We start from the raw sequence: 16265 nt of genomic DNA on the forward strand, positions 1-16265 counted from the left end.
GAGCAGCATAGCCAGGGCCCGACGATTGCGGCTGTGCAAGTCCGGCCAGATGCCGACGCGACAGAAACCTTGGGAGCGAACGGATCCGCACGGACGCCCGGCTCCTTGTGTTTGATGTAACCCATGATGACCCTGGGTGAGATCTCCGACCGGCTGGAGATCCAGCAGCTGCTGATCGACTACTCGACGGCTATCGACCAGAAGCGGTTCGACGACCTGGACGGGGTCTTCACCGCCGACGCCTACATCGACTACACCGTCACCGGCGGCATCGAGGGCCGCTTTCCTGACGTCAAGGCGTGGTTGAAAGACGTGCTGCCGAACTTCCCGGCGTACTACCACATGCTGGGCAACATAGACATCCGGATCGACGGTGACTCGGCGTCATCGCGGGCCATCTGCTTCAACCCGATGGTGATGGGCGGGAATGTCGACGGGGGAACGAGCCAGATCTACTTTGTCGGAATCTGGTACGTCGACGAGTTCGTCCGCACGCCCGTCGGCTGGCGGATGAACAAGCGCGTCGAAGAGAAGTGCTACGACAAGCTGCTCTAGGGTCGCAGGCCGACGAACACGTACCGGGGCATCGGCTTGTCCTCGATGCGGCGCTGCTCGACGGTCAGCCCGGTTTTCGTTAGGGCGGCAGCGATATCGGTGACCGGCCGCAACGTGAACCCGAAGCGGGTGAAGGGCGCGCGCCGCATGACCTCGGGGTCGCCGATGCCGACGACGACGCGCCCGCCCGGCCGGAGCACCCGGGCCAGTTCGGCGCAGGCGGCGTCGAGGTCGCTGATGAAGTACACGGTGTTGAGCGTGATGACCGTGTCGAGCGAGGCGTCGGGGAACGGCAGTCCGGTCAACGAGCCTTCCGAGAGCCGCAGCCGGCCCGACTGCACGTCGTGTCGAAGTGCCGAGCGTGCGCGGCGCAGCATGGCCTCGGCGATCTCGACGCCGTGCACGTTTCCGTTGTCGCCGACCCGGTCGAGCAGAAGGCGCAACCCGATGCCGCCGCCGAACCCGACGTCGGCGGCGCTCGACCCGGGCTGAACGTGTGCGGCGTCGACAGCGTCGGCGATCGCCTTGCCGTTGCCGCGGTTGAGCACTCTGGCGACCAGCGGTCCCAAAAGGCCGTGAGGCCGACCCAACTGGCCGGCGATTGCGGACAACAGCCTGTGTCGTATCGGCGTCACGTGAAGATGATGCAGGTTCACTTCACGACGCGGCGCGCCGCCTTGCCGATCACGCTCCGCAGGCGAGGGGAGATATACACCGAGATCAGCAGGTTGAAGATGTCCTCGCGCAGCCGCGTCAGTTTGGAGCTGGTGATGCGCCACCGGCCGTCGATCTTCTCGTAGGTCTCGCTGTAGTGACCGTAGCCACGCAGGTTCACCGCGGGGGCCAGGCGCACCACGTCCTCGAGCGCCCACACGGCGCGTGCGGTGGTCGCCGACGTCAGCTCGATCTCGGGGGCGTGCACCTGATGCACGGTGGCGTTGTCGCCGAGGCTCTTGCGGGTGAATGCGACGAATTCGTCAGCCCCGACGATGACCTTGCCGCCGGCCTCGGACGTGTCGCTGAGAAAGTCATCGGAGAAGATGGTGCGCCACGCGTCCCAGTCTTTGGTGTCGAGCAATCGGCAGTAGCGAGCCTTCAACTGCTTGATCGCCTCGATCTCCAGCAGCGCCGTCGTGTCGTCCATGACCGTGAGGGTAACCGCGGGATTTTTGCCGGTGGGCGCTGTTCTGGCACAATAGGCGGCTGTCTGCCGCGGGACCACGGCCCCGCGGCGGTCACACACGGAAGGCAAAACCGGATTCGGGCAACCCGCCCGCGATCGCTGAATTGCCGGCGTGGCAATCACAGGAGAACCGCTTACTCATGGCTGTCAAGATCAAGCTGACTCGGCTTGGCAAGATCCGCAATCCCCAGTACCGCATCGCCGTCGCTGACGCGCGCACCCGCCGCGACGGCCGCTCCATCGAGGTCATCGGCCGGTACCACCCCAAGGAAGACCCCAGCCTCATCGAGATCGACTCGGAGCGCGCGCAGTACTGGCTCGGCGTCGGCGCCCAGCCCACCGAGCCCGTCCTGCAGCTGCTCAAGATCACGGGTGACTGGCAGAAGTTCAAGGGTCTCCCCGGTGCAGAGGGCACGCTGAAGGTCAAGGAGCCCAAGCCGTCCAAGCTCGACCTCTTCAACGCCGCGCTGGCCGAGGCCGAGGGCGGCCCGAGCACCGAGGCCACCCAGCCCAAGAAGAAGAAGGCCCCCGCGAAGAAGGCCGCCGACGCCACCGAGGTGCAGGCCGAGGCGGCCCCCGTCAAGGACGAGTCGGAGCCCGCAGCTGAGGGAGCCGACGCCACCACCTCGCCCGAGTCGTCGGACGAGCCCTCGTCGACCGAGAGCTGAGTGCGGCCGTGAGCTCTGTCGTCGTCGACGCCGTCGAGCACCTGGTGCGAGGCATCGTGGACAACCCCGACGATGTGCGGGTTGACATGGTGACCAACCGGCGCGGACGCACCGTCGAGGTGCACGTGAACCCCGAGGATCTCGGCAAGGTCATCGGCCGGGGCGGCCGCACCGCGACCGCGTTGCGCACGCTGGTGGCCGGTATCGGCGGCCGGGGGATCCGCGTCGACGTGGTGGACACCGACCAGTAGAGGTCGCAGTGGACCTCGTTGTCGGACGGGTCGTCAAGGCGCATGGCATCGCCGGCGAGCTCGTCGTCGATGTCCGCACCGACGATCCCGACGGCCGCTTCGCGCCCGGCACCGTCCTGCGCGGCCGCGCCAGGAACGGGCCCGAACGGCGCTACACCGTCGAGTCCGCGCGCGCACACAGCGGACGACTGCTGGTACGCCTGGACGGGGTCACCGACCGCGCCGAGGCCGAGGCGATGCGCGGCACTCTGTTCGTGGTCGACTCCGCGGATCTTCCGCCGATCGACGACCCGGACGAGTACTACGACCACCAACTCGAAGGCCTGCAGGTTCGGACCACCGAGGGTGTGCAGGTGGGTACCGTCGCCGAGGTGCTGCACACCGCGGCGGGAGAATTGCTTTCGGTGCGCGCCGCCGAGCGCGAGATCCTGGTGCCCTTCGTGAGCGCCATCGTGACGTCGGTGTCGCTGGCTGAGCAGACGATCGAGATCGACCCGCCCGAGGGTCTGCTGGAGCTGGACTGAGACATGCGCATCGACGTGCTGACGATTTTCCCGGAGTACCTCAACCCGTTGCGACAGTCGTTGCCGGGCAAGGCGATCGACGCCGGCATCGTCACGCTGGCGGTGCACGATCTGCGACGCTGGACCCACGATGTGCACAGGTCGGTGGACGACGCACCGTACGGTGGCGGTCCCGGCATGGTGATGAAGGCGCCGGTGTGGGGCGAGGCGCTGGACGAGATCTGCTCCGAGGGAACACTTCTCGTGGTGCCGACGCCTGCGGGCCGGTTGTTCAGGCAGGCCGATGCGCAGCGGTGGAGCGCCGAGAAACACATCGTATTCGCCTGTGGCCGCTACGAGGGCATCGACCAACGCGTCGTCGATGATGCCGCGGGCCGCATGCGGGTCGAGGAGGTGTCGATCGGCGATTACGTGCTGCCCGGCGGTGAGGCGGCGGCGTTGGTGATGATCGAAGCCGTCGTGCGACTGCTGCCCGATGTACTCGGCAATCCCGTGTCGCACCAGGATGATTCGCACTCCGACGGCGTTCTCGAGGGGCCGAGCTACACCCGTCCGCCCAGCTGGCGGGGGCTCGACGTACCGCAGGTGTTGTTGTCGGGCGACCACGCCAAGGTGGCCGCGTGGCGCCGTGAGCAGGGGTTGGCGCGCACTCGCGAGCGCAGGCCCGATCTTCTCGACTAGATGTGCCCGCCGGGGAACATCGTCTTCACGGCTTGGGTGATGGTGGTGCGCGCGGTGGCGTCGTCGGCGGGGTGCATGGAGCCGATGGCCATGACGTACCGACGGTCCGGTCCGACGACGCCTGTCGACAGGTGGACCCAGTTGCCGCCGTTCCAGCAGCAGAACCAGCCCTGTTTGACAGCGACCGGTTCGGCGTAGAACCCCTCAGGGATGCCGAACCGCTGCGGGTACACACCGCCGGGAACCGTCCCGTCGGGGGCGGTCGGTGTCGACGCGGCGAGGTTGGACAAGATGATGTCGGCTTTCTCCGGCGGCAATCCGCCGCTGCCGGCGAGCAGCTTGTCGTAGTACCGGACGAGATCACCGGTGGTGCTCAAGGTGTTGAACCAGCGCCCGTTGTAGGGCGTCTCGGTGGCATCCAGGCTGTAACGGGCGGTGACACGCTCGATGATGGCGCTGCCACCGCTGCGGTTCCAGAAGACCTCGGCTGCGCTGTCGTCAGAGGCCCGCAACATGAAGTCGAGCGCCTTACGGTCCTCGGCAGAGAGTCGGGTCCGTCCCTGCGCTTCCTGCAGCAGCAGATCGTCGGCGATGAAGAGCTTCACCACCGAGGCGATGGGCATCTGCATGTTGTTGCCGTTGGAGACGGTCTGACCGGTGTTGCGATCCAGCACGACCGTCGTGATCTCGGCGCCTGCCTTCGCGGCGTCGGCGGTGGCCTGCTTGGCCCTGGCGGCCAGGCCGGCGAAGCTGGCGGCGGGCTCGTCGGGAGGGGCCTCGGGCAGCGGAGCCATGCGGCCCTGCGGAGCGATGACAGTGAGCTGCGGGCCCGAGGGTTCGGGCGGCATCCCGTATACGCTGGCCTCGCAGCCGGTGCCGATCGGCACCAGGATTGCGACGGCCGCGGTAGCCGTTATCAGCTTTGACGGCCCCCGGCGCATGACCCTCCCTCAGCAGTTTGGAAGATTTCGGGATCAGGCTTGCCGCATCGCCACGCCCGTGTTGTCCAGCGTAACCGCCGCGAGGCCGCACCGTGTAGTTAGGCCGTCTCGGCGTTCGTCGGTTCGGCAGCAGCGACGTTCGGCCGGATTTCACTGGATGAGGGCCTGTCTGGCACAATTGAGCAGTTGTCTGTGCAGTACCCGGGGTCGTGCTCGGGGACGGGCAGGTCCGCCCGCTGCGAGATACACCCGATACGCCCGATAGACCGGCTCGGCGACGCATCAGTTTGCGATGGCGCGCCCACAGCCACCAACAGCAAGGAAGTGTCACCGATGAACACGCTGGACTTCGTCGATCAGACGTCGCTGCGCGACGACATCCCGGCCTTCGGCCCCGGCGACACGGTCAACGTGCACGTGAAGGTGATCGAGGGCTCCAAGGAACGCATCCAGGTCTTCAAGGGCGCGGTCATCCGCCGTCAGGGTGGCGGGATCCGGGAGACGTTCACGGTGCGCAAGGAGAGCTACGGGGTCGGCGTCGAGCGGACGTTCCCGGTGCACTCACCCAATATCGACCACATCGACGTCGTCACCCGCGGTGACGTTCGTCGCGCGAAGCTGTACTACCTGCGTGAGCTCCGCGGCAAGAAGGCGAAGATCAAGGAAAAGCGCTGACGTCGCCCGGTGGCGATGACCACCGCGCTGGCTACCCTGATGCGGTGACCGACTCCGCCGGCCCAGACGCCTCGTCCACCGATCCGGACGCCGACTCCGAACCCGAGAAGAAGAAGCGCGGCGCACTGCGCGAAGGCGCCATTCTCATCACGATCGCGCTGGTCCTGTATTACGTCATGCTGACGTTCATCGCGCGGCCGTACCTCATTCCGTCGGAATCGATGGAACCGACCCTGCACGGCTGCCCGGGCTGCACCGGCGACCGGATCATGGTCGACAAGCTGACTTACGACTTCTCGTCGCCGGAGCCCGGTGATGTCGTGGTGTTCAAGGGCCCGCCGAACTGGAATGTCGGCTACAAGTCGATCCGCTCGGACAACACCGCGATCCGGTGGGTCCAGAACGCGCTGTCGTTCATCGGCTTCGTCCCACCGGACGAGAACGATCTGGTGAAACGGGTCATCGCGGTGGGCGGGCAGACCGTCGAGTGCCGGGCGACCACCGGACTGACGGTCGACGGCAAGCGCCTCGACGAGCCGTATCTGGACTCGACGACGATGATGGCCGACATCAAGATCTACCCATGCCTGGGCAGCGAGTTCGGCCCGGTGAAGGTCCCCGAGGACAGGCTGTGGGTGATGGGCGACAACCGTACGCATTCGGCGGATTCCCGGGCGCACTGCGGTAAGACGCCCGCCGATGTGCAACGCGGACTGATGTGCACCGGTGACCCCGTGCTCGGCACCATCCCGGTGGACAATGTCATCGGGAAGGCACGGTTCATCGCCTGGCCGCCCTCGCGATGGGGCGGAGTGGGCAGCCTCAACCCACAGGTGAATCCGCAGACCGAATCCCAAGCCCAATAGGAGGGTTTGAGCTTGCCGGCGACATGGCCTCCGCGAACGGTGATCCGGAAGTCTTCTGGCCTGCGCACACTGGAGTCCGCGCTGTATCGCGGCGGGCTGGGCCCGGTCGCGGGTGTCGACGAGGTGGGCCGCGGGGCGTGCGCGGGCCCGCTCGTCGTGGCCGCGTGTGTACTCGGACCCAACCGACTCGAGAGTCTGGCCGCGCTCGATGACTCCAAGAAGCTCAACGCCAAGGAGCGGGAGCGGCTGTTTCCGTTGATCCGCCGGTATGCGCTTGCCTACCACGTGGTGTTCATCCCGTCGGCGGAGGTGGATCGGCGTGGCGTCCACGTCGCCAACATCGAGGGCATGCGGCGGGCGGTTGCGGGGCTGCCTTTACGCCCTGGTTATGTGCTGTCCGACGGCTTCCGCGTGCCCGGTCTGCCGATGCCCTCGCTGCCTGTGGTCGGCGGAGACGCGGCGGCGGCGTGCATCGCCGCGGCCAGTGTGCTCGCCAAGGTGAGCCGTGACCGGCTGATGGTCAAAATGGAATCCGAACACCCGGGGTACGGGTTCGCCGAGCATAAGGGATACAGCACGCCCGCGCATAGCGCCGCCCTCGCCGCGCTCGGCCCGTGCACGCAGCATCGGTACTCGTTCATCAACGTGCGCCGACTCGTGCCGGTGGACGGGGAACTGGTTCCCGCGAACGATCTGGATTGGGAACCCGAGCAGCAGAGCCAACTGGGGTAGGGGAAGATGTGCAAGTAGACGATGTGAAGGACAGCTGAGCCGATGAGTGCCGAAGATCTCGAGAAGTACGAAACCGAGATGGAGCTCTCGCTCTACCGCGAATACAAGGACATCGTCGGACAGTTCAGCTACGTCGTGGAGACCGAGCGGCGCTTCTACCTGGCCAACAGTGTCGAGTTGGTGCCGCGTAACTCCGACGGCGAGGTGTACTTCGAACTGCGGCTGGCCGACGCGTGGGTGTGGGACATGTATCGGCCCGCTCGGTTCGTCAAGCAGGTCCGCGTGATCACGTTCAAGGACGTCAACATCGAAGAGGTCGAGAAGCCGGAGCTACGGCTTCCCGAATAGGGGCATTGTCGCTGCGACGCAGCATATTTCGCGTCCTCACCGCGCAGGGCCCAGCCGTGATTGCTGCGGCGTTGGGCGCACTCGTCAGTGGGGACCCGACCCGGGCGCGACGGCGCCGAACTTGTCTATCTTTATAAAAATTGCCATTTTCATTTTTTCGCGCGTCGGGCGCGCCATCATTGGACGAAACCGGTGCGATCGGCACTGCGGCGTCGATAGCTCATGATCGTCGCCACCTAATAGTTGGTCCGATATGTCAAAGACAGCGCAGCTGCGGGACACGGTAGGCTTGAGCGTTCCGCGCACTGGACAGATAATCCAGCTTTGTCTCATTTTTGCCTATTGAACTGCACTGAACTGTGTGGGAATCTTGCACAGCAAACCAAAGTGTCCGCACAGCGGCCAGCCAATCGAGGTCCCGAAGACGCAACGTCCGCCCACCATCAACGGAGTGATTAACCCAAAAATATGTTCCAGCGTAATGTGCTGCGCCGTCCTCGAACGCATGTTGAGGGTGGATCGCGCGTGCCACGACGGGCCGCGGAGCGCCATTCCGGTCGCCGCGTGCGCGGAGGACTACGGTGAAGCGCTATCTCTTGCGTCCGCTGGTCGGCCTCGCCACCGTCGCGTCCATAGTCGCGGTCTTCATCTTGGCGGCGAATCTGTTCCGGGACGGTTTCGCGCAGAGCGCGCCCGTCACCGTGATATCCGAACGTGCCGGCCTCGTGATGAATCCGGACGCGAAAGTGCAGATCCGCGGGGTCCAAGTGGGCAAAGTCGCGTCGATCGAGGCGCTGGCTGACGGCCGAGCGGCGATCCATCTGGCGATCGATCCCGCACGCCTCGAAGCGATCCCGGCCAACGCGCTTGTCGAGATCGCTTCGCCGACGGTATTCGGCGCCAAGCAGGTCCAGTTCGTCTTTCCTGACAAACCGTCAGCGGAATCGCTGCGCGCCGGTCAGGTCATCGATGCCCAGCACGTCATGGTCGAGGTGAACACCGTCTTCGAGCAGTTGACGTCGGTGCTGTCGACGATCGATCCGGCCAAGCTCAACGAGACTCTCGGGGCGATCTCTTCAGCGATGTCCGGGCGCGGCGAGAAGTTCGGCCAGATGTTGGCCGACCTCGACGCCTACCTGGCCAGGCTCGAACCGACTCTGCCCGCCCTGCGTCGTGATCTGGAAGCCGCGCCGCACGTGCTGCGGGCCTACGCCGACGCGGCCGACGACTTCGTCTCGATCGCCGACAACACCTCACGGATCAGCGACACCCTGGTCGACCAGCAGGACAGCCTCGACGCAGCGCTCGTCAGCGTGATCGGCTTGGCGGACATCGGCGATCAGGTGCTCGGCGAGAATCGGCAACCGCTGACGGACGTCCTTCGGTTGCTCGTGCCGACCACTGATTTGCTCAACGAATACAACGAGGCGCTGTGGTGTTCGCTCGCCGGCATGGTCAACGCGTCAGAGCGTCCGCCGCTGAAGGAGCCGGGCGTCGTTGTACTCGCCGGCTTCCTGTGGGGGCAGGAGCGCTACCGGTACCCGGGCGATCTGCCCAAGGCGGGTGGGGAGGGCGGCCCGCAGTGCACGGGCTTGCCGAATATGCCGTTCGAGGGGGTGGCGCCGTATGTCGTCGCCGACACCGGAACCAACCCGTGGCGCCGCACGTACCCCGGCATTGTCCTCAACGCCGACATCATCAAACAGATCATGTTCGGCGACACCGAGGTTGACGGTCCGCCACGCAACACCGCGCAGATCGGACAGCCCGGATGAGGCGCTCGCTGCGACCGACGCTCGTCAAATTCGGCATCTTCGGCGTCGTGATGACGCTACTGACGATGTCATTGTTCTTCATCTTCGGCCAGTACCAGACCGGCTCGACCAAGGACTATTCAGCGGTGTTCGCCGACGCGTCGCGACTGAAGACGGGGGAGTCGGTGCGCGTGGCCGGTATGCGCGTCGGCACCGTAAGCAGCGTAAAACTACGACGCGACAAAACGGTGCTCGTCACTTTCGATGCGGATCCGCAGGTGCGTATGACGACCGGAACCAGGGCGGCGGTGCGCTATCTCAATCTCGTCGGCGACCGGTATCTGGAACTCATCGAGGGGCCTGACTCCACGCCGCTGCCACCGGGCTCTCAGATCCCCGCAGAACGCACGGAGCCGGCCCTGGACCTCGACCTGTTGCTCGGAGGGCTCAAGCCCGTTATCCGGGGCCTCAACCCGCAGGACGTCAATGCGCTGTCCGCGTCACTGATCCAGATCTTCCAGGGGCAGGGCGGGACGTTGCAGTCCCTGCTCTCCAACACCTCGGGCTTCACGACGGCGCTGGCCGAGCACAACCAGACCATCCAGGCACTGATCGACAACCTGCGAACGCTGCTGGCCACGCTGTCCAGGGAAGGTGACAAGTTCTCCGGCACGATAGATCGGCTGGAGAAACTCGTGACCGAGCTTGCCGCGGAAAGAGATCCAATCGGCGAAGCGATCGAGTCCTTGAACAACGGCACAGCGTCGGTGGCGGACCTGCTGACCGAAGCCAGGGCCCCGCTGGCCGGGACGGTGGACCAACTCAGCCGGCTCGCGACAAACCTGGACCTGCAGAAGGACAGGGTTGACACCAGCCTGGCGAAGGCGCCGGAGAACTACCGCAAGCTGATCCGCACGGGGTCGTACGGCAGCTTCTTCAACTACTACATCTGCGAACTGAAGTGGCGAGTGACCGACCTACAAGGGCGCACCGCAGTCTTCCCGTGGATCAAGCAGGAAAACGGGAGGTGCACCGAGCCCTGATGTTGAAATACCAAGGAAGACACCTCATCCGCTCGGGATTCATGGGCGTGGTATTGGTCGTTCTCGTCATCGCCGTCGGGCTCGCGCCCGAGCGGTTGGTGGCGCTGGCCACGCAAATTCGGTACCAGGCTCTGTTCGCCGACGCCGGCGGCGTCGCCGTGGGTAACGACGTGGTGGTCTCTGGGACCAAGGTCGGCAACGTCTCGGGCATCGCGCTGCAGGGTCGCAATGCCCTCGTGACGTTCACGATCGACGGCACGGTCGAGCTCGGATCGGACACGACCGCCCACGTTCGCACCGGCACACTGCTGGGCGAACGCGTCCTGACGCTGGAATCCGAGGGTGACGGCACGATGAGCCCGCTTGACGTCATCCCTGTGACGCGCACCGCGTCGCCGTACTCACTCACCGAGGCAGTCAGCGAGCTCACCGCGAACACGGCGGGCACCGACACGTCCTCGCTGAACCAGTCACTGGATACGCTGTCGGCGACGCTCGATCAAGTTGCGCCGCAACTGGGTCCGACGTTCGAGGGGATCACCCGGTTGTCGCAGGCGATCAACGACCGCGACGACACACTGGGGGAACTGCTCGAGAACGGCGCTGATGTCACGAAGATTCTGTCGGACCGCAGCGCCCAGGTGAACACCCTCATCCTCAACGCCAACGACCTGGTGTCGGTGCTATCAGCACGTCGCTATGCGATCGTCGAACTTCTTGCGCACACCTCGGCGTTGTCCCAACAGTTGTCCGGCCTCATTCGCGACAACGAGCAGGAGCTTGCGCCCACGCTGGACAAACTCAACGCGGTGACGGCCGTCCTGGAGAAGAACCGGGACAACATCGCCAAGGCGCTTCCGGGGTTGGCGAAGTTTCAGACCACTCTCGGCGAGACGATCGGTAATGGCCCGTACTACCAGGCCTACATCCCCAACCTCATTTTCGGTCAGCTGATGCAGCCGTTCCTGGACTACGCGTTCGGGTTCCGCAGAGGCGTCAACGCCGGTCAGCCACCCGACAACGCAGGCCCGCGTGCCGAGCTTCCGTTCCCCTACAACGGAATTCCCGGACCGGGAGAACATTGGGGCGAGCCTCCACGATGACACGTAACCGAGCGTCGAGAATCGCGCTGGCTGTCGTGCTGGCCATAACTCTGGCGGGTGGGCTGGCTGTCGCCGTCCGACAGGCTTTCTTCAAGCCGACGACGATCACCGCGTACTTCACCACCGCCACCGCGATCTACCCGGGCGACGAGGTCCGCGTCGCCGGGGTCAGGGTGGGCAGCATCGAGTCGATCCGGCCCGCAGGCACTCGGGCCGAAATGACCCTGCACGTCGACGATGGCATTCGGGTACCCGCTGATGCGAAGGCGGTCATCGTCGCGCAGAACCTGGTATCGGCGCGCTACGTCCAACTCACGCCAGGGTATGAGTCCGGCCCTGCGCTGGACGACGGTGGGGTGATTCCGGTCGAGCGCACTGCGGTGCCGGTCGAGTGGAATGAAGTCAAGGAGCAATTGACACGTCTGGCAACCGAATTGGGTCCGCAAAACGGCATGTCGACCGGCTCGGTGGGCCGGTTCATCGACAGCGCGGCCGCTGCGCTCGACGGCAACGGCGACAAGCTGCGTCAGACGCTGGCGCAGTTGTCGGGCGTCGGACGCATCCTGGCCGAGGGCAGTGGCGACATCGTCGACACGATCAGCAACCTGCAGACCTTCGTCACCGCCTTGCGTGACAGCAATGAGCAGATCGTGCAGTTTCAGGACCGGTTCGCGACGTTGACCAGCGTGGTCGACGACAGCAGATCAGACCTCGACGCGGCGCTGACGAACCTGTCCGAGGTCGTGGGCGAGACCACCCGCTTCATCGAGGGCACCAGAGACAAAACGGCCGAGCAGATCCAGCGATTGGCCAACGTCACCCAGACCCTGGCTGACCACCGCCTCGATCTGGAGAACGTGCTGCACATCGCGCCGCATTCAATCGCCAACGCAGTCAACATGTTCGATCCGCGCACCGGCGCGGCAAGTGGTGTGTTCGTCCTGAACAACATGTCGAATCCGGAGTGGTTCATCTGCGGAATGATCGGCGCTCTCGAGAACACGACTGCGCCGACGACATCCAAGTTGTGTTCGCAGTATCTCGGTCCCGGCCTGCGCACCGTAAATTTCAACAATCTGCCATTTCCTGTCAGCCCGTTCCTGTCCTCGAACCCACCGCCCCACATGCTGCGGTACTCGGAGCCCAGCCTGATGCCCGGCGCCGCCGGCGCGGAGCCGGACCCTGCAGAGGTCCCGCCGGTGGTGTCTGCGTACACCGGTATGGGCGACGTGCCGGCGCCCCCCGGGTTCGGGTCGCCGCCCGGGCCTGCGCCGGGGGCCGTACCCCCCGCGCCCGGTCCGCCGAGTCTGCAGGACATGCTGCTGCCCGCCGAGACGCCGCCCGTGCCGCCTGATATCGCCGCAACCCCGCCACCACCCGTCGACGGGACACCGCCGTGACCGCCCGCAATATTGGCCGTCGGATGGCGGCCGGTGCCTGCTGCGCCCTGCTGACCCTGACCGGATGTTCGTTCCAGGGGGTGAACTCCTTACCGCTGCCCGGTGCGGTGGGACGTGGCACCGATGCAAGCGTCTATCACGTCGAGCTCGCGAATGTCGGCACACTCGAGCCGAATTCGCCGGTGATGATCGACGATGTCGTGGTCGGCAGCGTCGGGAAGATGACTTTGCACGGCTGGCACGTCGACCTCGAGGTTTCGGTGAAGCCGGAGGTGGCAGTGCCGGCCAACGCGGTGGCGACGGTCGGGCAGACCTCACTGTTGGGGTCGATGCACGTCGCGCTCGACCCGCTGCCCGGCGAGGCGCCGAGGGGCCGCCTGCGCCGCGGCGCGACCATCGGACTGAACAATTCGTCGACCTACCCGTCCACCGAACAGACGCTGTCGTCACTGGCGGCCGTCGTCAACGGCGGGGGACTAGGGCAGGTCGGAGAAATCGTTCACAACTTCAACATCGCACTGTCGGGACGCCGGGAGGCCGTGCGCAGCTTGATCACCCGGCTGGACACCTTCGTAGGCACGCTCTATCAGCAACGTGACAACATCCTCGCGACGATCGACGAATTGAACCGTTTCTCGCAGCGCCTGGCCAGCCAGCAGGAAGTGCTCACCAGGGCGTTGAACAAGATTCCGCCCGCGCTGGACGTCCTGCTGCGGGAGCGGCCGAGGATAACGACGGCGCTGGAAAAGCTTGGCATGTTCAGCGACACCGTCTCCGGCCTGGTCAACGACACGCAGGCGGACCTGGTGAAGAACCTGCAGAACCTCGAGCCGACGATGCGTGCGCTCGCCGACGTCGGCCCCCAGATCGACAACGCAATCGCGTACTTACCCACTTTCCCGCTCACCCAGAACCTCATCGACAGGGGTGTGCGCGGAGATTACGTGAATCTGTTCGTCACCGTTGATCTCACGAATCCCCGGATGAAACGAGGGCTGCTGCTCGGCACCCGCTTGGGACAAGACCGCGCGTCGTTGATCCCAGCACCAGGCGACCCGGGCTATGACGCTTACTACACCAAATTCCCGATGGGCGTGGGCACCTCGCCACCGTTCGGTCCGATTCCGAATGCCGCTCCCGCGCCGTGGGATCCGGGAGGTGGCGGCTGATGCTGCCCCGCTTCGTCCGAATCCAGCTCGTGATCTTCGCGATCGCGTCCGTTGTCGGCGTTCTGGTGATGGTGTTCGGGTATATGCAAGTGCCGACGCTGCTCGGGATCGGCAAGATCACCGTGACGCTCGAGCTTCCCGCGTCGGGCGGTCTGTACCGTTTCGCCAACGTCACTTACCGGGGGGTGCAGGTGGGCAAGGTGATCGAAATGGACGTGTCACGCAGCCAGGCGACGGCGACGCTGCGGCTGGACACCTCACCGAAGATTCCGGCAGACCTACAAGCCGAGGTGCGCAGCGTGTCTGCGGTCGGAGAGCAGTATGTGGAACTGTTGCCGCGCACGGACTCCGGGCCGTATCTGCAGGACGGGTCGGTGATCCCGGCCGCCGATACGAAGCTCCCACAACCGGTCAGCCCGATGGTCGGCCAGCTCAGCAACCTGCTCGAGACCATCCCCAAGGACACACTTCGCCAATTGATCGACGAGTCCCACGCGGCGTTCGGCGGATCCGGATACGACATCGGCTCGCTAATCGACTCGTCGGCGACGATTTCCGGTGACCTCAACCGGGAGGCCGACCGTTCAGCCCAACTCATCGAGGACTCCGGGCCCCTTCTCGATTCGCAGGCGCAGACCACCGACGCGTTGCGGTTATGGGCACGAAGTCTGGCAGGCATCACGGGCCAGGTCGTGGACAACGACGCGCAGGTGAGGAATCTGCTGCAGCGGGGACCCGCTGCAGCAGACGAGGTGTCGCGACTACTCACCCAGATCAGACCGACCCTTCCGGTGTTGCTGGCCAACATGACCACGCTCGGTCAGGTCGCGGTGACGTACCGCCCGTCGCTCGAACAGGTGCTGGTACTGCTGCCGCCATTCGTCGCCAACATCCTGTCCTCGGCTCCCGAGAACAACCCGACGGGTATCCCGCTGGGCGACTTCCGGATTCAGATCGCCGACCCCAACCCCTGCACGGTTGGTTTCCTGCCGCCGTCGCAATGGCGAAGCCCAGCGGACCTGACCACCATCGATACTCCCGACGGGTTGTACTGCAAGCTGCCGCAGGACTCACCGATCGTCGTGCGTGGCGCGCGCAACGCGCCGTGTATGGGTGTGCCCGGCAAGCGTGCCCCGACGGCCGAGCAATGTTATAGCGACAAGCCCTATCAGCCGCTCGCGATGCGGCAGCATACTCTCGGCCCGTACCCGATCGATCCGAACCTCATCGCGCAGGGCATCCCACCCGATGATCGGGTCAACTACCAGGACAACATCTTCGCGCCCGCTGAGGGGACTCCGCCGCCTCCGGCGGGAATGCCCCCGGTTGTCCCTCCACCGCCCGTCGCAACACCACCACCCGACTCGTCGGGCGCGGCACCTGCGACCCCGAACGCATTCCATGGCACCGGATCCGCGCCCGGCCCATCGGTGGCGGTTGCCCACTACGATCCACAAAGCGGCCAGTATTCGGCACCCGACGGCACGGTCGGTCAGCAGACGGACCTCGTCGACCCGCCGACGACATGGCAAGAGTTGATCTTCAAGGCAGCACCGTGATGTCCGCGCGGGCGCTGTGCAGCGTCGCCGTGGCGATCGGTCTGGCGGTGTCCGTGGCGCCGCGCGCGGATGCGCAAGACGACGTGGCGATCAACGGCACGTTCACCGCATTCTCCGACGGCCAGTGGGCGAGAACCAACGACTCCTATCACATCGAGAGAAGCGTCACTCAGAGGTGGACGATCACATCGACGTGCCGGACGTTCCAGGACTGCACCGGCAGGGTCTCCAGCGACCAAGGCTGGAGCGCAGATTTGATTTACATGAGCGGTCGATGGAAAACCGGTCGCACGGTTGAGAATTGGGAACCCTGTGCCGACGGCACCGCATATCCGGGAAAGCAGGCGTGGGTGTTCTGGCACGGCTACCCCCAGGACAAGAATCAGTATATCGGTTGGGACAAAACCGAAGGGCCGAGCGGCGCCTGCGGGTTCAACAAGGTACTCGACGTCGAAATGCCCTTCAAACTGACCCGGGTGAGCTGAACGCGCCGTGCGGAATCGTCGGCGGCAGATCGACCAAGCTGAGCAGACCCGGTTGCGCAGCAACCACATACGGAACCGCGGTCACGACTCGCATCGCGGTCGCGACCATCGCCCCCGCCCCTGACGTCAGACTCTCGATGCCGGCCTCCTTGCGATCACACAGTGTCGCCGACATCGTGCAGTCGATGTCCGGCTGGCCGGTGATCACGACGCGGTAGCCGAGAGCGCCCGGCAGTGTGGGCCACTCGGGTGCCACATGCGCTAGTGCGGATACCGGCTTGAGAATAGTAATCACTATTATCGTGCGCACGGAACAAAATTTAGGTTA

Annotated in this window: 19 protein-coding genes and 1 pseudogene; 16 read left to right on the top strand and 4 right to left on the bottom strand. The window is 65.2% G+C overall.

Going from position 1 to position 16265, the window contains the following annotated elements:
• Positions 1-123 precede the first annotated feature (123 nt).
• A complete protein-coding gene (locus N4S67_RS12595) occupies positions 124-555 on the top strand; it encodes a nuclear transport factor 2 family protein (RefSeq protein WP_260993316.1) in 432 nt (143 codons plus the stop codon).
• Here the strand turns inward: N4S67_RS12595 and N4S67_RS12600 are convergent.
• Both N4S67_RS12600 and N4S67_RS12605 read right to left on the bottom strand, forming a co-directional pair.
• Positions 552-1190, bottom strand: a complete 639-nt coding sequence (locus tag N4S67_RS12600) for a methyltransferase domain-containing protein (RefSeq protein WP_260993317.1) — start codon at positions 1188-1190, stop codon at positions 552-554. The genes N4S67_RS12595 and N4S67_RS12600 overlap by 4 nt on opposite strands.
• A gap of 17 nt (positions 1191-1207) precedes the next feature.
• On the bottom strand, positions 1208-1699 hold the full coding sequence (locus N4S67_RS12605; protein WP_260993318.1) for a nuclear transport factor 2 family protein: 492 nt from the start codon (positions 1697-1699) through the stop codon (positions 1208-1210).
• A 179-nt stretch (positions 1700-1878) separates the two neighbouring features.
• Here N4S67_RS12605 and rpsP point away from each other — a divergent pair, with 179 nt between their 5' ends.
• The 4 genes from rpsP to trmD are packed head-to-tail and all read left to right on the top strand — an operon-like array spanning position 1879 to position 3862.
• The gene (gene rpsP, locus N4S67_RS12610) at positions 1879-2406 is read left to right on the top strand and encodes a 30S ribosomal protein S16 (RefSeq protein WP_260993319.1); all 528 of its coding nucleotides are present in this window, start codon (positions 1879-1881) and stop codon (positions 2404-2406) included.
• Positions 2407-2414: 8 nt separating this feature from the next.
• Positions 2415-2657 (top strand): RNA-binding protein, encoded by a 243-nt coding sequence (locus tag N4S67_RS12615; protein ID WP_260993320.1) that lies wholly within the window; start codon positions 2415-2417, stop codon positions 2655-2657.
• Positions 2658-2665: 8 nt separating this feature from the next.
• Entirely contained in the window at positions 2666-3181 is a 516-nt protein-coding gene (gene rimM / locus N4S67_RS12620) for a ribosome maturation factor RimM (RefSeq protein ID WP_260993321.1), read from the top strand.
• A gap of 3 nt (positions 3182-3184) precedes the next feature.
• On the top strand, positions 3185-3862 hold the full coding sequence (trmD, locus tag N4S67_RS12625) for a tRNA (guanosine(37)-N1)-methyltransferase TrmD (protein ID WP_260993322.1): 678 nt from the start codon (positions 3185-3187) through the stop codon (positions 3860-3862).
• Here trmD and N4S67_RS12630 read toward each other — a convergent pair.
• Positions 3859-4803: a class A beta-lactamase-related serine hydrolase gene (locus N4S67_RS12630; protein WP_260993323.1), complete on the bottom strand. Its 945-nt coding sequence runs from the start codon at positions 4801-4803 to the stop codon at positions 3859-3861. The genes trmD and N4S67_RS12630 overlap by 4 nt on opposite strands.
• 333 nt (positions 4804-5136) lie before the next feature.
• On the opposite strand from N4S67_RS12630, the gene rplS reads away from it, so the two are divergent.
• From rplS to N4S67_RS12685, 11 genes are all read left to right on the top strand, one after another.
• Positions 5137-5478 carry a 50S ribosomal protein L19 gene (gene rplS / locus N4S67_RS12635; protein WP_260993324.1) on the top strand — a complete coding sequence of 114 codons (342 nt, stop codon included), beginning with the start codon at positions 5137-5139 and terminating at the stop codon, positions 5476-5478.
• Positions 5475-6344, top strand: coding sequence for a signal peptidase I (gene lepB, locus N4S67_RS12640; protein ID WP_390893389.1), 870 nt, complete (start codon positions 5475-5477; stop codon positions 6342-6344). The genes rplS and lepB overlap by 4 nt, the downstream gene beginning before the upstream one ends.
• Before the next feature lie 12 nt (positions 6345-6356).
• Positions 6357-7076, top strand: coding sequence for a ribonuclease HII (locus tag N4S67_RS12645; RefSeq protein WP_260993326.1), 720 nt, complete (start codon positions 6357-6359; stop codon positions 7074-7076).
• A 42-nt stretch (positions 7077-7118) separates the two neighbouring features.
• Positions 7119-7424: a DUF2469 domain-containing protein gene (locus N4S67_RS12650; RefSeq protein WP_064398671.1), complete on the top strand. Its 306-nt coding sequence runs from the start codon at positions 7119-7121 to the stop codon at positions 7422-7424.
• 518 nt (positions 7425-7942) lie between these two features.
• Positions 7943-9199 (top strand): MCE family protein, encoded by a 1257-nt coding sequence (locus N4S67_RS12655; RefSeq protein ID WP_390893390.1) that lies wholly within the window; start codon positions 7943-7945, stop codon positions 9197-9199.
• Entirely contained in the window at positions 9196-10221 is a 1026-nt protein-coding gene (locus N4S67_RS12660; RefSeq protein WP_260993328.1) for an MCE family protein, read from the top strand. The genes N4S67_RS12655 and N4S67_RS12660 overlap by 4 nt, the downstream gene beginning before the upstream one ends.
• Positions 10221-11324 carry an MCE family protein gene (locus N4S67_RS12665; RefSeq protein ID WP_260993329.1) on the top strand — a complete coding sequence of 368 codons (1104 nt, stop codon included), beginning with the start codon at positions 10221-10223 and terminating at the stop codon, positions 11322-11324. Before N4S67_RS12660 ends, N4S67_RS12665 begins: the two co-directional genes overlap by 1 nt.
• Complete coding sequence (locus tag N4S67_RS12670) at positions 11321-12724, top strand: MCE family protein (protein ID WP_260993330.1); 1404 nt, start codon at positions 11321-11323, stop codon at positions 12722-12724. The genes N4S67_RS12665 and N4S67_RS12670 overlap by 4 nt, the downstream gene beginning before the upstream one ends.
• Before the next feature lie 23 nt (positions 12725-12747).
• Positions 12748-13893, top strand: coding sequence for an MCE family protein (locus tag N4S67_RS12675; RefSeq protein WP_260994019.1), 1146 nt, complete (start codon positions 12748-12750; stop codon positions 13891-13893).
• Positions 13893-15452, top strand: a complete 1560-nt coding sequence (locus N4S67_RS12680) for an MCE family protein (RefSeq protein ID WP_260993331.1) — start codon at positions 13893-13895, stop codon at positions 15450-15452. Before N4S67_RS12675 ends, N4S67_RS12680 begins: the two co-directional genes overlap by 1 nt.
• Positions 15452-15937: an Rv2253/PknI dimerization domain-containing protein gene (locus N4S67_RS12685; RefSeq protein ID WP_260994020.1), complete on the top strand. Its 486-nt coding sequence runs from the start codon at positions 15452-15454 to the stop codon at positions 15935-15937. Before N4S67_RS12680 ends, N4S67_RS12685 begins: the two co-directional genes overlap by 1 nt.
• Here the strand turns inward: N4S67_RS12685 and N4S67_RS12690 are convergent.
• A pseudogene (locus N4S67_RS12690) lies at positions 15915-16211 on the bottom strand (dihydrodipicolinate reductase); the annotation flags it as partial. The gene N4S67_RS12685 and the pseudogene N4S67_RS12690 overlap by 23 nt on opposite strands.
• Between the last annotated feature and the right edge of the window lie 54 nt (positions 16212-16265).

The organism is Mycobacterium deserti (genome assembly GCF_025345615.1).
GTDB classification, from domain to species: Bacteria; Actinomycetota; Actinomycetes; order Mycobacteriales; family Mycobacteriaceae; genus Mycobacterium; species Mycobacterium deserti.